Raw genomic sequence first — 18,146 nt, forward strand, 5'->3', positions numbered from 1 at the left:
AATCATGAATAAACTCAAAATAGCATTAGTTAAGCAAGAGGTCTATCAAGATCTGTATGTTTGTCCTGTTACAGAAAAAGATCCGGGTCAAATTTTGTTCTCATCTATGGGACGTGTAGGTCCCATAGCACTAATGAGCGACCTGAATGCGGATTTCTATATTGTAAAAGAAGAGTCCAATAAAGAAACCCGGATTTATCAGAAAGTCATCCCACATATAGCTCCTTATTTGCATTTGCTTAAAACCGAAACGCTGGATAAAATACCCGGGCAAGAATTTAAAAGTCCGGGAAGTCCGTACCCGAACGGGAAATATGCTGTCAGCTGCTATACTATAGACTGGGGACAATACGATATTGTTATTTCCATCAATATAAGTCTTCCCACACAATTGATATTGAAATATCCACAAACGCTTTTCGCTTATATGATAGGCGAGGCTAATATGGCTACCGGAAAAGCCAGGTTTGGATACGATGCCACTCTCAACCAAATGGCAAGGGGCAGAATATCGCATAAATGTGGCGCTATAGATTTTCCCTATACCTTTGTTGCAAAAGATACTTTAGAGAAAATTATGCAACAATACTTAGGCAGACCTTCTGCAAGAAAAGGTATCTTTATGGAAATCAATTCAACTACAGAACGACCGGTAACACGCATACCCGACCATTTTCAACCGCTGGCGGATGCCGGATATGAAATTATCCTGCATCAACAGAAAATAGCAGATAACCTGAAAAACATTTATGACGCCAAATATTTTGTCAAAATGGGAGGTCGGAGTATCCGAGGAAACTCCGTAGCCGAAGCCGTATCACTTGGCACACTCGCTATCATGAACCGTGATGAGGTAATTCACCACGAGCTGATTATTGATGAATGCAATGTGAAAACCATGGATGAAATGATATCACTCATCAACCGACTAGAAAATGACCCCGAATTATATCGGACTTTACAGCAGAAGCAACGTCAGGTACTGCACACTTACTTTTTTGACGCACCACTTCAATCACTCATCAACTGCCTAAAAGAAAAACGAGGATTATCCAAACCAAGGACTTATAGCCGATGGAACAGATTATTTGATAACTTATATTTCCTAAAACTCAGATAATATGATGTTAGCCCCCATTCTTCTATTTGTATATAACCGTCCTGCACATGCAAAACGTGCAATAGAAGCACTGTTGCACAATACTTTGGCTGCCGAAAGCGAGCTGTTTATTTACTCGGATGCAGCCCGTAGTCCCGAAGATTGCAAATCGGTAAACGAAGTGCGCAGTTTTATCCACTCCGTCAATGGATTTAAAAAGGTACACATCATAGAACGTGAAAAGAACTATGGTTTGGCACGAAGTATTATTGACGGAGTTACCACACAAGTCAATGCATACGGACGCACCATTGTATTGGAAGATGATCTGGTAACCGCCCCTTACTTCCTGCAATTTATGAACAGCGCACTGGAAATGTATAAAGACGAGCCCCGGATAGGACATATACAAGCTTGCGACTTTACTCAGGACCCATCGTTACCGGATACTTTTCTTATTAAATGGACCGGAAGCTGGGGCTGGGCAACCTGGGATCGCGCTTGGAAATATTTCAATCCTGACGGTAAAGCACTCTTAAATGAGCTGGAAAAACGAAAGTTAACCTATACCTTTGATTTCAATGGTAAATATGGTTATACCCGTATGCTTCGCCGGCAAACGGAAGGCAAAAATAATTCATGGGCTATTCGCTGGAATGCATCTTTATTTCTAAAAGACATTCTATCGTTAAATGTAGGCAAATCACTGATACAGAACAACGGATTTGACGGAAGCGGAACAAATTGTGGGGGAGGAAATCTTTACGCTTCCAATTTATATATGAAAGAATTGCCTCTCGTTCCCATCACTCCGGTCGTTGAGAATTTACAGGCACGCCAGGCCTATGTCAACTATTATGCACGGACCAACTCATTTATGGCCAAAGCCATCCGGCGTATCAAACGAACTTTAAAAGGAGATTTCGGAGCATAAAAAGGCAAAAAGATACCAAACATTTCTTCTAAAAAACGTACCTTTGCATAAACGTTAATGCACATGAGAGTACTTATCATCAATACGTCTGAGCGAATAGGAGGAGCCGCCATTGCAGCCCACCGCCTGATGGAAGCCCTGAAGAACAATGGTATAAAAGCCAAGATGCTTGTCCGCGACAAGCAGACTGACCAAATCAGTGTGGTGCAACTGAAAAAATCGTGGTGGAAAGTATGGCAATTCATCTGGGAGCGCATCGTCATCTGGAAAGCAAACCGATTTAAAAAACATAATCTTTTTGCTGTCGACATTGCCAACACGGGTACAAACATTTCCGCACTCCCCGAGTTCAATCAGGCAGATGTGATTCATCTGCATTGGATTAACCAAGGTATGCTCTCACTGACAGATATACGCCGCATCATCGAGTCGGGAAAGCCCATCGTATGGACCATGCACGATATGTGGCCTTTTACAGGCATTTGCCATTACGCAAGTGATTGTGATAAATATACCAAAGAATGCCATTACTGCCCTTTGTTATTCAAAGGAGGAAAGAAAGACCTTTCCTATCGCACTTTCGAGAAAAAAAGAAAGCTTTTTGACGGGGCAAACATCACATTCGTGGCATGCAGCCGTTGGCTGGAAGGAATGGCCAAACAAAGTGAACTGCTGAAAGGACAGACCATTACCAATATTCCCAATGCCATCAACACCAACCTGTTCAAACCGCGCAACAAGAAACAGGCACGGGAGAAATGCCATCTGCCGCAAGACAAGAAATTATTGCTCTTCGGCTCGGTAAAAATCACAGATAAGCGAAAAGGCATTGACTATTTGGTGGAAGCATGTAAAATTCTAGCCTCACAAGACCCCGGATTAAGTAAACAATTGGGGGTCGTGGTGTTTGGCAAACAAGCCGAGCAGTATGCCTCCTTATTCCCTTTCCCTATTTACCCGATGAACTATGTGAGCAACGAAAAGGAACTGGTGGATATCTACAATGCTGTCGACCTATATGTCACTCCCTCCTTGCAGGACAATCTTCCCAACACCATTGTAGAAGCGATGGCATGTGGCATTCCCTGCGTAGGTTTCAATGTAGGAGGCATTCCCCAAATGATAGACCATCTGCACAATGGATACGTGGCCGAATATCAATCGGCTAAAGACCTCGCCAATGGCATCCGGTGGACATTGACCGAAGGCGAATACGATAACCTGAGTGAAGAAGCTTGCCGGAAAGCACTCTCCAGTTATTCCGAAAGTATTATCTCAATGAGATATATCGATATCTATAATAAGATTACAGGAAGCCATGCATAATATTCATCCTCATCCCAAGTTCTCCATCATCACCGTGACCTATAATGCGGAGAAAGTGCTGGAAGACACGATACAAAGCATTGTTACCCAATCTTATAAGAACGTGGAATATATCATTGTAGACGGAGGTTCCACCGATGGCACGTTGAGCATTGTCAACAAATACAAAGAGCACATACATACCATTGTCAGCGAACCCGACAAAGGCTTGTATGATGCCATGAATAAAGGCATCAAACTGGCAACAGGAGATTACCTTTGTTTTCTGAATGCAGGAGACGGACTTCATGAAGATGATACACTTTTACGAATCGTTCATTCCCTGACCGGAACAATACTGCCGAATGTGATTTATGGCGAAACGGACATAGTAGACGATGAAGGACATTTCCTTTACAAGCGACGTCTTTCTGCTCCCGAAACACTTCACTGGAAGAGTTTCAAAAAAGGAATGTTGGTCTGCCATCAAGCCTTCTTTGCACGCAGAGAGCTGGCCTTAGAAGAACCATACGATTTACAATACCGCTTTTCGGCAGACTTTGATTGGTGCATCCGTATCATGAAGAAGGCGAAAGTATTGCATAATACACATCTCACCCTCATTGATTATCTGAACGAAGGAATGACCACCCGAAACCATAAAGCCTCACTGAAAGAGCGTTTCCACATCATGGCGAAGCATTACGGATTGGTCAGCACCGTGTTGCATCATGCTTGGTTTGCAGTGCGTCTGGCTTATAAATGAAAGCCATTGCTCCGGTTAATATAATAAGAGAATGATGATGAGCATCATAAAGCTTTTCCAAAACAAGGTGAGCTCCGCAACTCCCCTTTGACAAGTTTCCTCCTGCCCATTCTTTATCCCTTCTTTCCCCAAAGAGCTTTTCCCTGTAACACCAGCAACAGCAGCACCGCCATTGCCAGCAATCCCAATGCGACAAAAGCAATTGTTTCCGTCGTATGCAATGACTTCGGGTCGAACTTGAACTCAACCGTATGTTTTCCTGCCGGCACATTCATAGCACGTAAAATATAGTCTGCCCTGCCGTGAGGAGCCTCAACTCCGTCGATATAAGCCTGCCAACCCGGATAATAGATTTCGGAGAAAACAACAACTCCACCCTTCTCCGAGCTTACCTCATATTTCAAGTCATTCGGTTCGTATGCCACCAGCTTAACGAAACGCAACGAATCAGACACCGCCACCGGCTTTACCTGCTCAGCAAACTTCTTGTCAACTACTGCCACCTTCGCGGGCATCACTTTATGTAAAGATTCTATTTCCTCGTTCGCATTATTCACATACTGCACTTTGTCCACAAACCATGCATTACCTAAAGTATAAGGATTTTGTATAGGCATAGTCTTTCCACCCTGTAGGGGAAAAATAAAATAACGAGTATTCAGCATATTCAATACCGGAAACGCAGACGCATCTACTTTCGCCATATCGCCGCCGGCTTCAGACACAGCCTTGAACAAATTACTCATTTCCGGACTGATATGTTCCTCTATCATTTCCTGATAACGGCGCAATTTAGCGGCATGATAACCACCTATGCTCTTATGCCAATAAGAAGTATTATTCTCGTTAAATGTATTCGAAGCCAAGTTCAGTACCCTATAATCCAATGTCTTATCCTCCAAAATGGCCTTATCCGTTTCCGTCGGCCGGAAGCTTTCCGTTCGAACCGTTTGAGGTACAAACTGTGCATCATACAGATAGCGTTTGTTTACATTCCACATTTCCACCAGGCAGAGCAACAACAATACACCAATAGTCAACTCTGATTTCAGCTTACCCATGCCATAAAGCCACAGCAGCACAGCCCCAATTGATACCACAAAGAAACTACGCCAGGCATCCGAAGTGAAAATACTTACGCGAACCTCTTCCAAATTGGCTATCAGTGGTGCCAACTGGTCAGCCGGAATACTCTGCAAAGCCTGCATTTCCATGCTCGACACATAAGAAGGAAAGAAAAAGCGTGGAGCCAGTGCAAACAGCAAAGCAATACCGCCTGTCAATCCAAAACTGATATAAAACGCCTTTGCCTGTTCTTTCATGATTTGCGGACGTGCAATAATCTGCTTCAATGCCAACATTGCCAACAACGGAATTGTAAACTCGGCAATAACCAATATAGAAGATACCGCACGAAACTTATCGTACATCGGAATATAATCAAGGAAGAAATCCGTAAATCCCATAAAATTCTTTCCCCAAGAAAGCAATACAGACAATACAGTAGCAGCCAAAAGCGCCCATTTCATCGGCCCTTTTACAACAAATAGCCCTAAAATGAACAGAAACATTACAAATGCCCCGACATACACCGGACCTGACGTTCCGGGCTGCTCACCCCAATACTGACCAAGCTGATTGTAAATACTTCCATACATCGGATTGGCCTTTTCCATCGCCTTCTCATTGGCAGCAAGAGGCACCGATGCTCCACCTTTCACATTAGGCACCAATAAAGAAAAGGTCTCACCGATGCCGTAACTCCATTGCGTAATATAATCGCGCTCCAATCCACCCTTTGTCTGATTATGCGTATCCGGTTTCACCAATTCACTCTTTCCACGCATGGTTTCCTTACTATATTCATACGTGTGATAAAGATTTGACAAATTGATACATACCCCCAATACACCTGCTACTACCAATACACCTGTTGCCTTAAAAAAACGGGGTAGTTCTTTCTTCTGATAAGCAGATACCCCGAAAGCCACTGCCATAAACAACATCACAAACAAAAAATAATAGCTCATCTGCACGTGGTTCGATACAATTTGCAAAGCTACAAATATGGCCGTCAGTAATCCACCAAACAAGTATTTTCCTCTGTAAACCAACACCATACCGGCTATGGTAGGCGGAATATAAGCCAACGTTACAAATTTCCAGATATGACCTGCCGCAATAATAATAAAGAAATAGGACGAAAAAGCCCATATAATCGCTCCCAATGAAGCAAGCCACACCGAGAAATCAAACGCACGCATCAGAATATAGAAACCCAGCAGCATCACAAACACATACCACACATAAGAAGGCAAATATAAATGATACAAATTTTCCATCCCTTTCAACATATCCGTAGAATTGTAGCTGGGAGCCATCTGATAAGTAGGCATACCTCCAAAAATCGAATTCGTCCAGCGTGTACGCTCTCCTGTACGTTCCAAGTACTCTTTCGATTCCTCACCGGCACCGATTCCCGCCACAGCATCATGCTGAGACAGAACACGTCCCTCGGTCACAGCCGGGAAAAAGTAAACAAACGAGATGACGGCAAATAAGATAATCACTACTATATCAGGTAGTATTCTTTTAAATAAGTTCATAAGTATATCTGTTTATTAACGCTGCAAAGATACGATATACTCTGATAAATTACGTACATTTGCACCTGAAATAAAGTTGAATTATGAAAATAGGAATTATAACTGCGATGAGTTCCGAGCAGAAACAAGTGGAACAACTGCTCGCCAACAAGAAAGAATATGTCGAAGGACCGTTCCAGTATACGGAAGGAACGATTCAAAACAACACGGTCATCCTGATGAAATGCGGTATCGGAAAAGTAAATGCCGCCGCCGGCACGGTGGAGCTAATCCGTAACTTTCACCCCGATTGCATTATCAGCACCGGTGTGGCGGGAGGCATAGACAGTGGTTTGAAAGTAATGGATGTAGTTGCCGGCAGCCAAATCGTCTACCATGATGTATGGTGTGGAGAAGGAAATGCCTACGGTCAAATCCAAGGACTGCCTGCCCTGTTCGAAGGCAACGACACATTGTTCAACTGCGCCATGTCATTAGACACAGAAACAGCCATCCACGGCGGACTCATCTGTAGCGGAGACAAATTTATCACCGACCGCCAAGAGCTCAACTCCATCAAGACAGCTTTCCCCGCAGGACTGGCCGTCGACATGGAATCAGGAGCTATCGCCCAAATTTGTCATATATATAAGGTACCGTTCCTCAGTTTCCGCATTATCAGCGACACTCCGGGTGCCGACAATCATTGGGAACAATACACCAACTTCTGGAGCACCATTGCCGACCGTTCATTCGAGGTAACCCGCATTTTCCTCCATTCATTACCAGCAAATTTATAATAAAAACAGAAATATGAAAACAATACCCAGTTTTACCATCGACCACATCCGTCTTTTGCGCGGTATTTATGTCTCAAGAAAAGACCAAGTAGGAGACGACACCGTAACTACTTTCGACATCCGAATGAAAGAGCCCAACCGCGAACCGGCCTTGGGCCAGGGAGCATTGCACACCATCGAACACCTGGCCGCCACCTTCCTGCGTAACCATCCTGTATGGGGTGACAAAATTGTCTATTGGGGACCGATGGGTTGTCTCACTGGCAATTATTTACTGATGAAAGGTGACTTGGAATCAAAAGACATTGTAGAATTGATGCAAGAAACCTTCCGCTTCGTTGCCGAATTTGAAGGTGAAGTGCCGGGTACCACCCCTAAAGACTGCGGTAACTGTCTGCTCCACGACCTGCCTATGGCCAAATGGGAATCTGCACGCTACCTGCATGAAGTACTCGAAAAAATGACTGATAAAAACCTGTATTATCCTCAAAAAGCATAGCATTTCCCGGCTTCACACACATTCTCATAAACAAGGGACAGCATTTACGGTTTTTCAAAACAAAAAAATATTACCGTATATCTGTCCCTTTTTGCCTTTCTAACAGTAAAAGTCTTAAAAACACACCACATCATACTCCAGCCAACTCTGATACATCCTTTAAAAAGAAAACACAATCAGTAGCAATAAATCCGCCACAAATAATATAAAATCGATATTTTTTTATACTTTTGTACAAAATAACTGTTTAAATAACCCTATGGACATACTTCAGGAAACAGACACATTTCATCCTCTGCTACTTAATATCGGCTATGCGATTCATCATTCCGACTGGAACTGGACAGAGGTAAACAGCCCGTTTTTTCGTATCTATTATGTAACAAAAGGTATGGCAGAAGTAACTCTTCCCGACCGAACCATAACACTTTCTCCCCACCACTTATATATTATTCCTGCATTTACCTGTCACAATTGTCATTGTGAAGGAGATTTTGAACATTACTATCTGCACATTTACGAAGACCATTCTTCCGCCACCAGTATCTTGGAAGATTTGGACTTCCCCACTGAAGTTCCGGCCGGCCCACTGGATTTGGAGTTGATCAAACTATTACATGAAATGAATCCCGCTATTCAGCTTCCACATTCCAATCCCTCTACTTACGACAATACCCCTACCCTGATACAAAATATCATAAAAAACAAACAGAAAGCTTTTCATAATAAAGTAGCCTCCAAAGGCATCATCTACATGCTAATCTCCCGCTTCTTAAAAGACGCACAACCCAAAGACTCCAGCAGCGACAACCGTATCATTAATGTAGTCAACTTTATACGTAAGAATATAGACAAAAACATTGACATTGATACTTTGGCCGGACTTTCCTGCCTTTCGAAAGACCACTTCATCCGCCTGTTCAAAAGCGAAATGAAAACAACCCCCTTACAGTATATCGTCAAAAAGAAAATAGAGAAAGCACAACTACTGCTCATCACCAAAGACCTTGCCATCAAGGAAATAGCCTACACACTGGGATATGACAATTACTCGTATTTCATTAAGTTATTCAAAAAGCAGACCGGACTCACCCCACAAACCTACAAAGAGTCTAACCGGAAACATTAGTTACTCTATACCATTATGTTATACCAGCCTAACCCGCAAATAAATAATTACTGAATTCCGCATTTATTTCCATAGCACTTGTAGCCAAGTAAAATGAAGCTGTGAATCCAGATATTGGATCTCTATAATATTTATTTTCTTGCAGAAATCCCTCCCAAAGCAGTTCCTGCCAACTACAATTTAAGACCTATATCGATTTAAGACTATCCTTTATCTGAATCGTTTATTGATGCATCCCATCATTTTCAATTACTTTGCATCATCCTAATAAAGTAAAAAATAAAATTAAAAACTACAATAAAAAAACAGAGATACAAACCATTCAAAAGATAGAGAGTCAGTCATCTATCACATTAAAATGCTAAGACCGCAGAGAACAATTTAAAATCTTAAAATAGTTATGAAAAACAAATCTAGAATCAAACGGTTACAGGACATGAGATTATTCGAGCTTTCTGCTCCCAAGACCTCCGGCATTATAAAAACATGCGCCTTGTCCTTTTTCTGCTTATTACCGGGAATAGCCAATGCCACCGGCGTCCCTGTCTCTACCTATGAAACTGCCAATGTAGTACAACAAAACAATACTGTAAAAGGTAAAGTTGTAGATACGAAGGGAGAACCTGTGATTGGTGCTACAATCATAGAAAAAGAAACAGGTAAAGGCACAATTACAGATATCGATGGAAACTTCACGCTGACAGTTCAGTCAGAGAAATCAACTTTGGAAGTTTCCTATATAGGCTATAAGAATCAAGTATTAAAAGTAATGCTTCGCAAGCCGATGCACATCACACTGACCGAAGACACTGAAGTACTTGACGAAGTGGTAGTTATCGGTTACGGCGTTCAGAAAAAAGTCAATCTATCGGGTGCCGTAAGCACCGTTTCGACCAAACAGTTGGAAGACCGTCCCGTCACCAATGTGGGACAAGCTTTGCAGGGAACAGTTGCCAATCTGAATGTAACAATTGGCAGTGGTAAGGCAGACGATGCACCTTCTTTCAACATTCGTGGTACCACTTCTTTGAACGGTGGCTCTCCGCTAGTGGTCATTGACGGTATTATTTCGGACAGTTGGACTCTAAACCACATGAACAGTAACGACATCGCCAGCATTTCCGTGCTAAAAGATGCTGCCTCTTCTGCCATCTATGGCTCACGCGCAGCATACGGTGTCATCTTAGTGACTACCAAAGTCGGTCAGTCAGACAAACCGGTCATTCACTACAACAACAACTTCTCTTTCCGACAGAATACAAAAATGCCGGAAGTGATTACCGACCCATACATCGTGGCCGAAACCAAAAACATCATGGGACGCCCCTTGTATAATTTGTTCAATGAAGAGCAACTGGCATATGCCAAAAAAAGATCGGAAGACCCATCAGTTTCCCCTTATTTCCTAAACCCTAATGGCACATATAGTTACTTCGGAGACACAGATTGGGTAAATGAAGCTTATAAAAAGACCGGCTTCTCAATGAGCCATAACGTAGATATCTCGGGAAAAACGGAAAAAGTAAACTACTACTTCTCTGCCGGATATAACTTTACAGACGGTATGCTGAAATACAACCCTGATAAATTCAACCGCTATAACCTGCGTTCAAAGCTGGACTTCAAAATTACCGATTTCTGGAGCATCTCCAACAATACCAGCCTTATCATAAAAGACTATGAACGTCCCAGCTCATTAGGTTCAAGCTATTTTTGGGAAATCAACCGTATCAGCCCATTGGAACTGTTGGAAAACCCTGATGGCTCATGGACTAAAAAAGGAGCCCAAGTCCTTGGAGTGATGCAAGATGGAGGACGCGCATCTGAACAAGGTACCAGCGTAAAGACACAGTTTTCAACCCGCCTGGACATTATAAAAGATGTATTATTCGTAAACGGAAGCTTCTCTTATAACTTCGATAAAAATAGAAACAGATGGCATTATCTGCCGGTAGCCTACTATGACGGTCCTGAAGTAGCACCTAAATATTTCAATGAAGTAACAAGCGCCTATACCCAATCCAATGAGACAAAACGCTTGACTTTTGATGCTTATGCCACCTTCAACAAGACATTCAATGAAAAACATGACATCACCGTCATTGCCGGTTTCAATCAAGAGGAATATCGTTATGAAAACGTTCAATTAGGACGTAAAGAGCTAATTTCCAGTTCCCTTCCCACACCGGGACTCGCTACAGGCGATATGTCTGTCAGTGAATCCATCAGCACCTGGGCACTGCGGGGAGGATATGCCCGTTTCAATTATACATTCGACAACAAGTATATTGTAGAATTCAACGGACGATACGACGGCACTTCACGTTTCCCTAAAGATTCGCGCTTTGTCTTCAACCCGTCGGGTTCGGCTGCATGGGTCATCTCCAGAGAAAAATTCTTCAAGCCCCTCGAAAACATATTCAGCTTCCTTAAAGTGCGCTATTCTTATGGTGTACTGGGAAATCAGGATGTAGGTGCTTATGAATATATATCGACAATGGGTTCCGGAAAGATATCTCAAATACTTGACGGAAAACAACCGGTATATGTGGACGTACCCGGACTGGTTTCCGGAGCATTGACTTGGGAAAAGGTTTCCACCTCCAACATTGCCGTGGACATGAACTTCCTCAACAACCGACTGACCTTCAGCGGAGACTACTATGTGCGTCGCACCACAGATATGTTAACTTCCGGAGAACCTTTACCCAACGTATTAGGAACTTCTGTTCCAAAGGAAAATACGGCCGATCTAAAGACTGAAGGTTGGGAAATCACCTTGGGATGGAAAGACCAGTTTAAGTTAGCCGGTAAACCCTTTGATTACCAATTAGGATTTAACTTAGCCGACAGCCGTGCTTACATCACTAAATTCCAAAATACAACCGGAACTTTAAGCAGTAAGTATGAAGGCATGGAAATCGGAGAAATATGGGGTTACACCACTTTAGGATTCTTTACTTCACAAGAAGATATTGACAACCATGCTGACCAGTCGAAGCTGGCTTCTTATCCGAGTTCGCGCCCAATAGCCCCCGGAGACTTGAAATTCGCCGACCTGGATGGTGACGGAGAAGTATACAGAGGTGCCAACACACTAGATGACCATGGCGATTTGAGAATAATCGGTAATTCAAGAGCACGCTATACTTATGGTTTTACAGCAAGTGGAAGTTGGAATGGATTTGACTTCAGTCTCTTCCTGCAAGGTGTAGGCAAGAAAGACTATAACCCATCAGGCGACTTGTATTTTTGGGGAATTTATGCACAGCCCTGGACCAATATTACCGTAGGGAACTATTATGACCGCTGGACCGAAGAAAATCCCGATGGCTACTTCCCCCGTCTGAAAGGATATGTAGCCGAATCATCGTCCAAAGAAGCCGGTCTGCCACAAACTCGTTATCTGCAAGACGCTTCTTATATGCGTTTGAAAAACGTCACTTTAGGTTATACGCTACCTGAACAATGGATGAATAAAATCGGTATCAATCGTGTAAGAATTTACCTCTCCGGTGATAACCTGTTTACCATTTCAGGCTTGTATAAACACTATAAAGTAGACCCGGAAGGACTGGGAGGACAGAAATATCCTCTACAACGCTCTTACTCCTTTGGTCTTAATGTAACATTTTAAATAAGCAGAATCGTATGAAATCAACAAAAAAACAATTATATACCACCGTTTTAGGTCTCGGCCTGCTGAATGTATTAAGCAGTTGCAATGACTCCTTCATGGATCGTTTTCCGGAAACATCCATTACTGAAAAAGTCTTCTTCCAAAACCCCGGAGATTTGGAATCGTATACCAATGGTATGTATGGATACCTAGGTGCCTCTTACTGGGATGCCGTATCAGACAATATGCTGTACAAAGAGAGCAGCTCCACTTACGAATTGCTAAGCGGTACCCGCTCGCCTGAAACTTGGGGCACTTGGTCTTGGGGAGATATCCGCAAAGTTAATTTTATGCTTGCACGTACCGGAAATGTGAAAGGTGACAAAGCAGAAATCAATCACTACATAGGTCTGGCCCGCATGTTCCGTGCCAAACTCTATTACGATAAAGTTAAATCATACTCGGACGTGCCCTGGTATAGCACAGATTTGCAAACCACCGACACAGAAGAACTGTATAAAACACAAGACCCCCGTAAACTGGTCGTAGACTCCATTATGGCCGATCTGGACTTTGCCGTAAAAAACATGAAAGCCGGAACAAGCAAGACCCGTATCTTCAAAAATGCAGCCTTGGCACTTCAAGCCAGAATAGCCTTGAACGAAGGAACATTCAGAAAATACCACCCGGAGCTGGAGCTGAATGATGCAGACCGATTCCTGAATATCGCCGTTTCAGCAGCATCCCAACTGATGGACGGTACATACAGCCTGTCAGAAGTGAAAGAAAATGATTTGGAAGCATACGAATCCCTGTTTTGCAGCCTGAATCTGACCAGCAATCCGGAAATGATTCTGGTAAGTGATTACGACAAGGCATTGGGACGCATGCATAATGCACAGCAAATCGGTGACGTTTACCATGGACTCTCGCGCGACTTGATGGAAGACTACCTGGTGATTGACGGAAACGAGACGAAACCTTTCCACACCGTCCCGGGATACGAGACCAAAACATACCTGGAGATTTTTGAAAACCGCGACCCGCGCTTGCGCCAGACCTTCATGTGGCCCGGATATCAGAAAGCCAACGAAAGCAGTCCCCACCGCACCAACATGGATGCCGGAGGTTATGCACAAATCAAGTTTGACCCCCGCACATACGACCAGATTTCATGGAATAAAAGCTATACCGACCTCCCCATCTTCCGCTACGCCGAAATACTGCTGATTTATGCCGAAGCAAAAGCCGAATTGGGTACGCTGACACAAGAAGACATAGACGCTTCCATCAACCTGATTCGGAAACGCGCCGGTGTACCGGAAGCTTCGCTGGCTGACTGGCTGGCAAACATCGACCCTGTACAGGACACGCGTTATCCCAATGTATCTTCCACCCAAAAGGGAGCCGTTCTGGAAATACGCCGTGAACGCCGTATCGAGCTAGCCTGTGAAGGATTCCGCTACAACGACCTGATGCGGTGGGGCTGTGGAAAACTGATGGAAAAAGCACCCGAAGGAGCATATATCCCGGGCATGGGAATGTATGACATTACAGGCGACGGACAACCGGATGTCGCGTTTGTCAGAAACAAAGCGGAAGCAGACAACCTTCCTCAGGAAGAAAGAGAAAAGGTAACTGTCTATACCCTGGAAGGACATACCATTGAGCTGACCGAGGGAGACAAAGGATATATCCGTCTGAAAGCACAGGTAAATAAATTCAAGTTCGAAGAGCCCAAATATTATTACTCTCCGATAGCAATAGATGATATTACACTGAATAACAACCTGGTTCAAAACAAGTGGTGGAAAAATTAAGAAAATAAATGAGCCGATATCCGCACAACAGGTATAGAAACCAAAACCTGTTGGCGGACGGCTTTGATTGTATAACAAATAGCTAAATATATCACAATGAAAAAGAACAACCTCATCGCACTCTTTTTAATGTTATGCACTGCCTGCTTTTGCAGTTGCAGCCAGCAAGAGAAAACAGTCACATTCGCCATCGCATCCGACTTCCACGCACAAGATGTCCCGGACGGAAAAGAACGATTAAGCAGTTTTGTACGTGCCGCCCAAGACGCCAATGCAGACTTCATCATAGAGTTGGGTGACTTCTGTCGTCTGGACAGTGCCAATCAAGTGTTTCATGACATCTGGAACAGTTTTCCGAGAGACAAATATCACACCATCGGTAATCACGACATGGATGCTTATACTCCCGATGAGTACGTAGCAGGAATGAAAATGCCCGGACACTATTACTCATTCGACAAAGGAGACTTCCACTTTATCGTACTGGATGGAAACAACTTGTATGATGGAAAAAAATACACTCACTATTCCAAAGCCAACTATTATGTGAATCCCAAGATGAGAGCCTTCGTAGACCCGGAGCAAATGGAATGGCTGAAAAAAGACCTGGAATCGACCGATAAGAAGTGTATCATCTTCTCTCACCAAAGTATCGATACCTTTATGAACAACGGAAAAGAAGTACATGCACTCCTTGCCGGAGAAAACAAGCGTGCCGGATTCAAAAAGGTGGTATTGGCCTTCAGCGGACACAATCACAGCAACTATACAAAGAAAATAGACGGTATCACCTATGTGCAGATAAACAGTGCATCGTATGTATGGATAGACAAACCCTCGCAAACAGAGAAACGTTATCCGGCGGAAATCAACAAGCGTTATCCTATCCTGAACTATTCCATGACCTATGACAAACCGCTTTATGCCATTGTCACTCTGACCGAAGACGAAGCAGATATCAAGGGAACAAAAGCAGGTTTCCTTCCTCCCACACCCGAGGAACTGAACATGAACGATTCAATCGGTGTATTCCCGTTGGTTTCGAGTATTGAGGATGCCAAAATCAGATTCTAAGAAACTAAAAAAGAGCTGGAAACAAGCTCAGAAATAAGAAATCATCTGGAAAGAAAGGTATGAAAAAAGAATTTATATTTTCAATGTTATTGGCAGCTTCGCTTCCGGCTGCCGCCGCCCACCACGGGCGTGTTTTTGTGGATAAGAACCACAACGGAAGTTTCGATAAAGGAGAAAAAGTGCTGAAAGACGTCAAAGTATCCGACGGGCTGAACGTGGTAAAAACCGATGCAAACGGTATGTACACCCTGCCCGGACACGAACGTGAGCGATTTGTTTTCATCACCCTCCCCTCCGGATACAAAGCCGGTGACAAGCACTACCACCCCATCACGGCGGCTGCCGGGAATTACGATTTCGGCCTCATCCCCTATCAGGCAGGCATTGATAAGAAAGGAGCACACCGTTTTATACAGGTATCGGATACCGAAATATTCAATACTACCGGCAACGAAGCATGGGCCGAAAACATCCGCCAATATGCCGCCAATGAAAAACCGGCTTTTATCATACATACCGGCGACATCTGCTACGAAAAGGGATTAAAGGAACATATCGAACTGATGAATACCCAAAATATGAACATACCCATGTTCTATTGCATCGGTAACCACGACCTGGTAAAAGGAAAATATGGAGAAGAGTGTTTCGAAAAATACTACGGTCCGGTATATTATTCATTCGATGTGGCAGGTGTACACTATATCGTCACTCCCATGCCAGGAGGAGATTACCGCCCGGGATATACCAAAGACGATGTATGCCGTTGGTTAAAGAATGACTTGGCACATGTCTCGCCGGAAACCCCCATCTATATATTCAACCATGATATATTGACTTACGGAAATGACTTCACTTATAAAGGAAAGACTGAAAGTATCAACCTGAACGAATACAACCTGAAAGCCTGGATATATGGCCATTGGCACATCAACCACAAAAAGAAACAGGGCAACGTATATACCATCTGCACTTCCAGCCTCGACAAAGGTGGGATTGACCATTCCACCAGTGCCTACCGGGTCATGCATGTAGACGGCAAGGGAGACTTTACCAGCGAGTTACGTTATACTTACCTGGACAAGAAATTATGTATCGCCTCACCCGTCGGAGAGTCGGCGTCACGCGTTGTTACAGCCAATGTTTACTCCTCGGTATCGCCCGTACGCAAAGCCAGCTATACCTGCACAGACGGAACAAGGACAATCTTGAAAAACAAACCGCTGACCCAGGTTTCGGACTGGACATGGAGTGCCGATATGCCACTGAAAGAACAGTATAAAGGAAAGAAACTGACCTTACAGGTAGTGGCAGAATTCAAAAACGGAGAAACGACAAAAACAGAAACAAACTTTGTTTACCTTCCCGGAGAGACCACAGTAAAACTAGATGGTAATTGGGACAACCTGGCAGGAAATGCCGCCCATACCGGAATCTCTACCGCCCAACTGGACAGCACACTTTCGCTGGCATGGGTCAGAAATGTGGGCGCCAACCTCTATATGTCCTCTCCGTTAATACATAACGGCAAAATCTTTACCGCTTCCATAGATGAAGATTTAAAAGGAAAAGCTTTTATTTATGCCATGGACGGAGCAAGCGGAAAAATAGTATGGAAATATCCGGTAGCAAGCTCCATCAAAAATACAATAGCCATTACTGATGATATCGTATTTGCCCAAGATGTTTTGGGTAACCTGTATGCCGTAGATTGCGAGAGCGGAACACTCCGCTGGAAAACCCAACTGCCGGTAAACGGCCTGCCCGGACTGATTGAAGGACTGGCTACCGACAAGGGAATCGTGTATGCCGGAACCGGAAAAGCATTGTCGGCCTTTGAAGCACGGACCGGAAAACTGATATGGAGAAATAACGACTGGAACCAGCGTGAAGGAACCACAACGACCCTGTCTGTAGGCAGTGGAGTCGTGATAGGTTCTGTTCAATGGAGTGCCTTGTATGCCAACGACCTGAAAACAGGCAAGAAGCTTTGGAGTGCAAGCAACCACGGACTGCGCAACCGGGGTGCGTCGGCAGCGATTCACAACGGACTGCTCTATTTGATTTCCAATAAAGCCTTCTTTATTATGGAAGCCCGGACCGGAAGAATCATTGTCCGCAAGACCTTACCTTATAGTGTAGATGTCACCTCCACTCCTCTTCTAACCGATAAAGAGATCATTTTCGGTACAGCCAAAGAGGGACTGGTAGCTTTGGACAACCAGACACTGGAAGAAAAATGGAAATGCCCCGTAGGAGATGCCCTGATTTATACCTCGCCCTACAGCCGCCCCGTATCGGGCACCATAGAGACCACCCCTGTCCTGGCAGGCAAGATGATAGCAGTAGGCGCATCAGACGGAACCATCTATGGAGTAGATAAAGCAACCGGAAAAATCACTTGGAAACATGCCACAGGCTCACCGGTATTCGGTTCGGTAGCTGCATCTGGAAACGCCTTGGTCGCTACTGATTTCGGCGGCAATGTCTATGTTTTTACTCGAAAATAATATGAA

At 43.9% G+C, this 18,146-nt stretch carries 12 protein-coding genes; 11 read left to right on the plus strand and 1 reads right to left on the minus strand.

Annotation, left to right across the window (positions count from 1 at the left end):
• Positions 1-4: 4 nt before the first annotated feature.
• The 4 genes from HMPREF1534_RS03190 to HMPREF1534_RS03175 all read left to right on the plus strand — a co-directional run bounded on the left by HMPREF1534_RS03190 (position 5) and on the right by HMPREF1534_RS03175 (position 4,104).
• Positions 5-1,120 (plus strand): hypothetical protein, encoded by a 1,116-nt coding sequence (locus HMPREF1534_RS03190; protein ID WP_005943845.1) that lies wholly within the window; start codon positions 5-7, stop codon positions 1,118-1,120.
• Position 1,121: 1 nt separating this feature from the next.
• The gene (locus HMPREF1534_RS03185; RefSeq protein ID WP_005943847.1) at positions 1,122-2,033 is read left to right on the plus strand and encodes a glycosyltransferase family protein; all 912 of its coding nucleotides are present in this window, start codon (positions 1,122-1,124) and stop codon (positions 2,031-2,033) included.
• Between the two features lie 63 nt (positions 2,034-2,096).
• Entirely contained in the window at positions 2,097-3,359 is a 1,263-nt protein-coding gene (locus tag HMPREF1534_RS03180) for a glycosyltransferase family 4 protein (RefSeq protein WP_005943849.1), read from the plus strand.
• Complete coding sequence (locus tag HMPREF1534_RS03175) at positions 3,352-4,104, plus strand: glycosyltransferase family 2 protein (protein ID WP_005943850.1); 753 nt, start codon at positions 3,352-3,354, stop codon at positions 4,102-4,104. The genes HMPREF1534_RS03180 and HMPREF1534_RS03175 overlap by 8 nt, the downstream gene beginning before the upstream one ends.
• Before the next feature lie 113 nt (positions 4,105-4,217).
• Here HMPREF1534_RS03175 and HMPREF1534_RS03170 read toward each other — a convergent pair whose 3' ends face one another.
• Positions 4,218-6,710 (minus strand): YfhO family protein, encoded by a 2,493-nt coding sequence (locus HMPREF1534_RS03170; protein WP_005943852.1) that lies wholly within the window; start codon positions 6,708-6,710, stop codon positions 4,218-4,220.
• A gap of 83 nt (positions 6,711-6,793) precedes the next feature.
• Between HMPREF1534_RS03170 and HMPREF1534_RS03165 the strand changes: the two genes are divergently transcribed.
• From HMPREF1534_RS03165 to HMPREF1534_RS03135, 7 genes are all read left to right on the plus strand, one after another.
• Positions 6,794-7,489, plus strand: coding sequence for a 5'-methylthioadenosine/adenosylhomocysteine nucleosidase (locus HMPREF1534_RS03165; protein ID WP_005943854.1), 696 nt, complete (start codon positions 6,794-6,796; stop codon positions 7,487-7,489).
• Between the two features lie 13 nt (positions 7,490-7,502).
• A complete protein-coding gene (locus HMPREF1534_RS03160) occupies positions 7,503-7,988 on the plus strand; it encodes an S-ribosylhomocysteine lyase (RefSeq protein WP_005943856.1) in 486 nt (161 codons plus the stop codon).
• 259 nt (positions 7,989-8,247) lie between these two features.
• Positions 8,248-9,117 (plus strand): helix-turn-helix domain-containing protein, encoded by an 870-nt coding sequence (locus HMPREF1534_RS03155; RefSeq protein WP_005943858.1) that lies wholly within the window; start codon positions 8,248-8,250, stop codon positions 9,115-9,117.
• Between the two features lie 400 nt (positions 9,118-9,517).
• Positions 9,518-12,754, plus strand: coding sequence for a SusC/RagA family TonB-linked outer membrane protein (locus tag HMPREF1534_RS03150; protein WP_005943860.1), 3,237 nt, complete (start codon positions 9,518-9,520; stop codon positions 12,752-12,754).
• Positions 12,755-12,768: 14 nt separating this feature from the next.
• On the plus strand, positions 12,769-14,556 hold the full coding sequence (locus HMPREF1534_RS03145) for a RagB/SusD family nutrient uptake outer membrane protein (protein ID WP_005943862.1): 1,788 nt from the start codon (positions 12,769-12,771) through the stop codon (positions 14,554-14,556).
• A 96-nt stretch (positions 14,557-14,652) separates the two neighbouring features.
• Positions 14,653-15,630, plus strand: a complete 978-nt coding sequence (locus tag HMPREF1534_RS03140) for a metallophosphoesterase family protein (RefSeq protein ID WP_005943863.1) — start codon at positions 14,653-14,655, stop codon at positions 15,628-15,630.
• Positions 15,631-15,689: 59 nt separating this feature from the next.
• Positions 15,690-18,140 carry an outer membrane protein assembly factor BamB family protein gene (locus tag HMPREF1534_RS03135; RefSeq protein WP_026231465.1) on the plus strand — a complete coding sequence of 817 codons (2,451 nt, stop codon included), beginning with the start codon at positions 15,690-15,692 and terminating at the stop codon, positions 18,138-18,140.
• The last annotated feature ends 6 nt before the right edge of the window (positions 18,141-18,146 follow it).

The organism is Phocaeicola massiliensis B84634 = Timone 84634 = DSM 17679 = JCM 13223, assembly GCF_000382445.1.
Classification (GTDB): Bacteria; Bacteroidota; Bacteroidia; order Bacteroidales; family Bacteroidaceae; genus Phocaeicola; species Phocaeicola massiliensis.

Bases quoted from the DNA above. Each gene is read 5' to 3' on its own strand.
- HMPREF1534_RS03190 (WP_005943845.1), top strand. From the start codon at position 5: ATGAATAAACTCAAAATAGCATTAGTTAAGCAAGAGGTCTATCAAGAT.
- HMPREF1534_RS03185 (WP_005943847.1), top strand. From the start codon at position 1,122: ATGATGTTAGCCCCCATTCTTCTATTTGTATATAACCGTCCTGCACAT.
- HMPREF1534_RS03180 (WP_005943849.1), top strand. From the start codon at position 2,097: ATGAGAGTACTTATCATCAATACGTCTGAGCGAATAGGAGGAGCCGCC.
- HMPREF1534_RS03175 (WP_005943850.1), top strand. From the start codon at position 3,352: ATGCATAATATTCATCCTCATCCCAAGTTCTCCATCATCACCGTGACC.
- HMPREF1534_RS03170 (WP_005943852.1), bottom strand. From the start codon at position 6,710: ATGAACTTATTTAAAAGAATACTACCTGATATAGTAGTGATTATCTTA.
- HMPREF1534_RS03165 (WP_005943854.1), top strand. From the start codon at position 6,794: ATGAAAATAGGAATTATAACTGCGATGAGTTCCGAGCAGAAACAAGTG.
- HMPREF1534_RS03160 (WP_005943856.1), top strand. From the start codon at position 7,503: ATGAAAACAATACCCAGTTTTACCATCGACCACATCCGTCTTTTGCGC.
- HMPREF1534_RS03155 (WP_005943858.1), top strand. From the start codon at position 8,248: ATGGACATACTTCAGGAAACAGACACATTTCATCCTCTGCTACTTAAT.
- HMPREF1534_RS03150 (WP_005943860.1), top strand. From the start codon at position 9,518: ATGAAAAACAAATCTAGAATCAAACGGTTACAGGACATGAGATTATTC.
- HMPREF1534_RS03145 (WP_005943862.1), top strand. From the start codon at position 12,769: ATGAAATCAACAAAAAAACAATTATATACCACCGTTTTAGGTCTCGGC.
- HMPREF1534_RS03140 (WP_005943863.1), top strand. From the start codon at position 14,653: ATGAAAAAGAACAACCTCATCGCACTCTTTTTAATGTTATGCACTGCC.
- HMPREF1534_RS03135 (WP_026231465.1), top strand. From the start codon at position 15,690: ATGAAAAAAGAATTTATATTTTCAATGTTATTGGCAGCTTCGCTTCCG.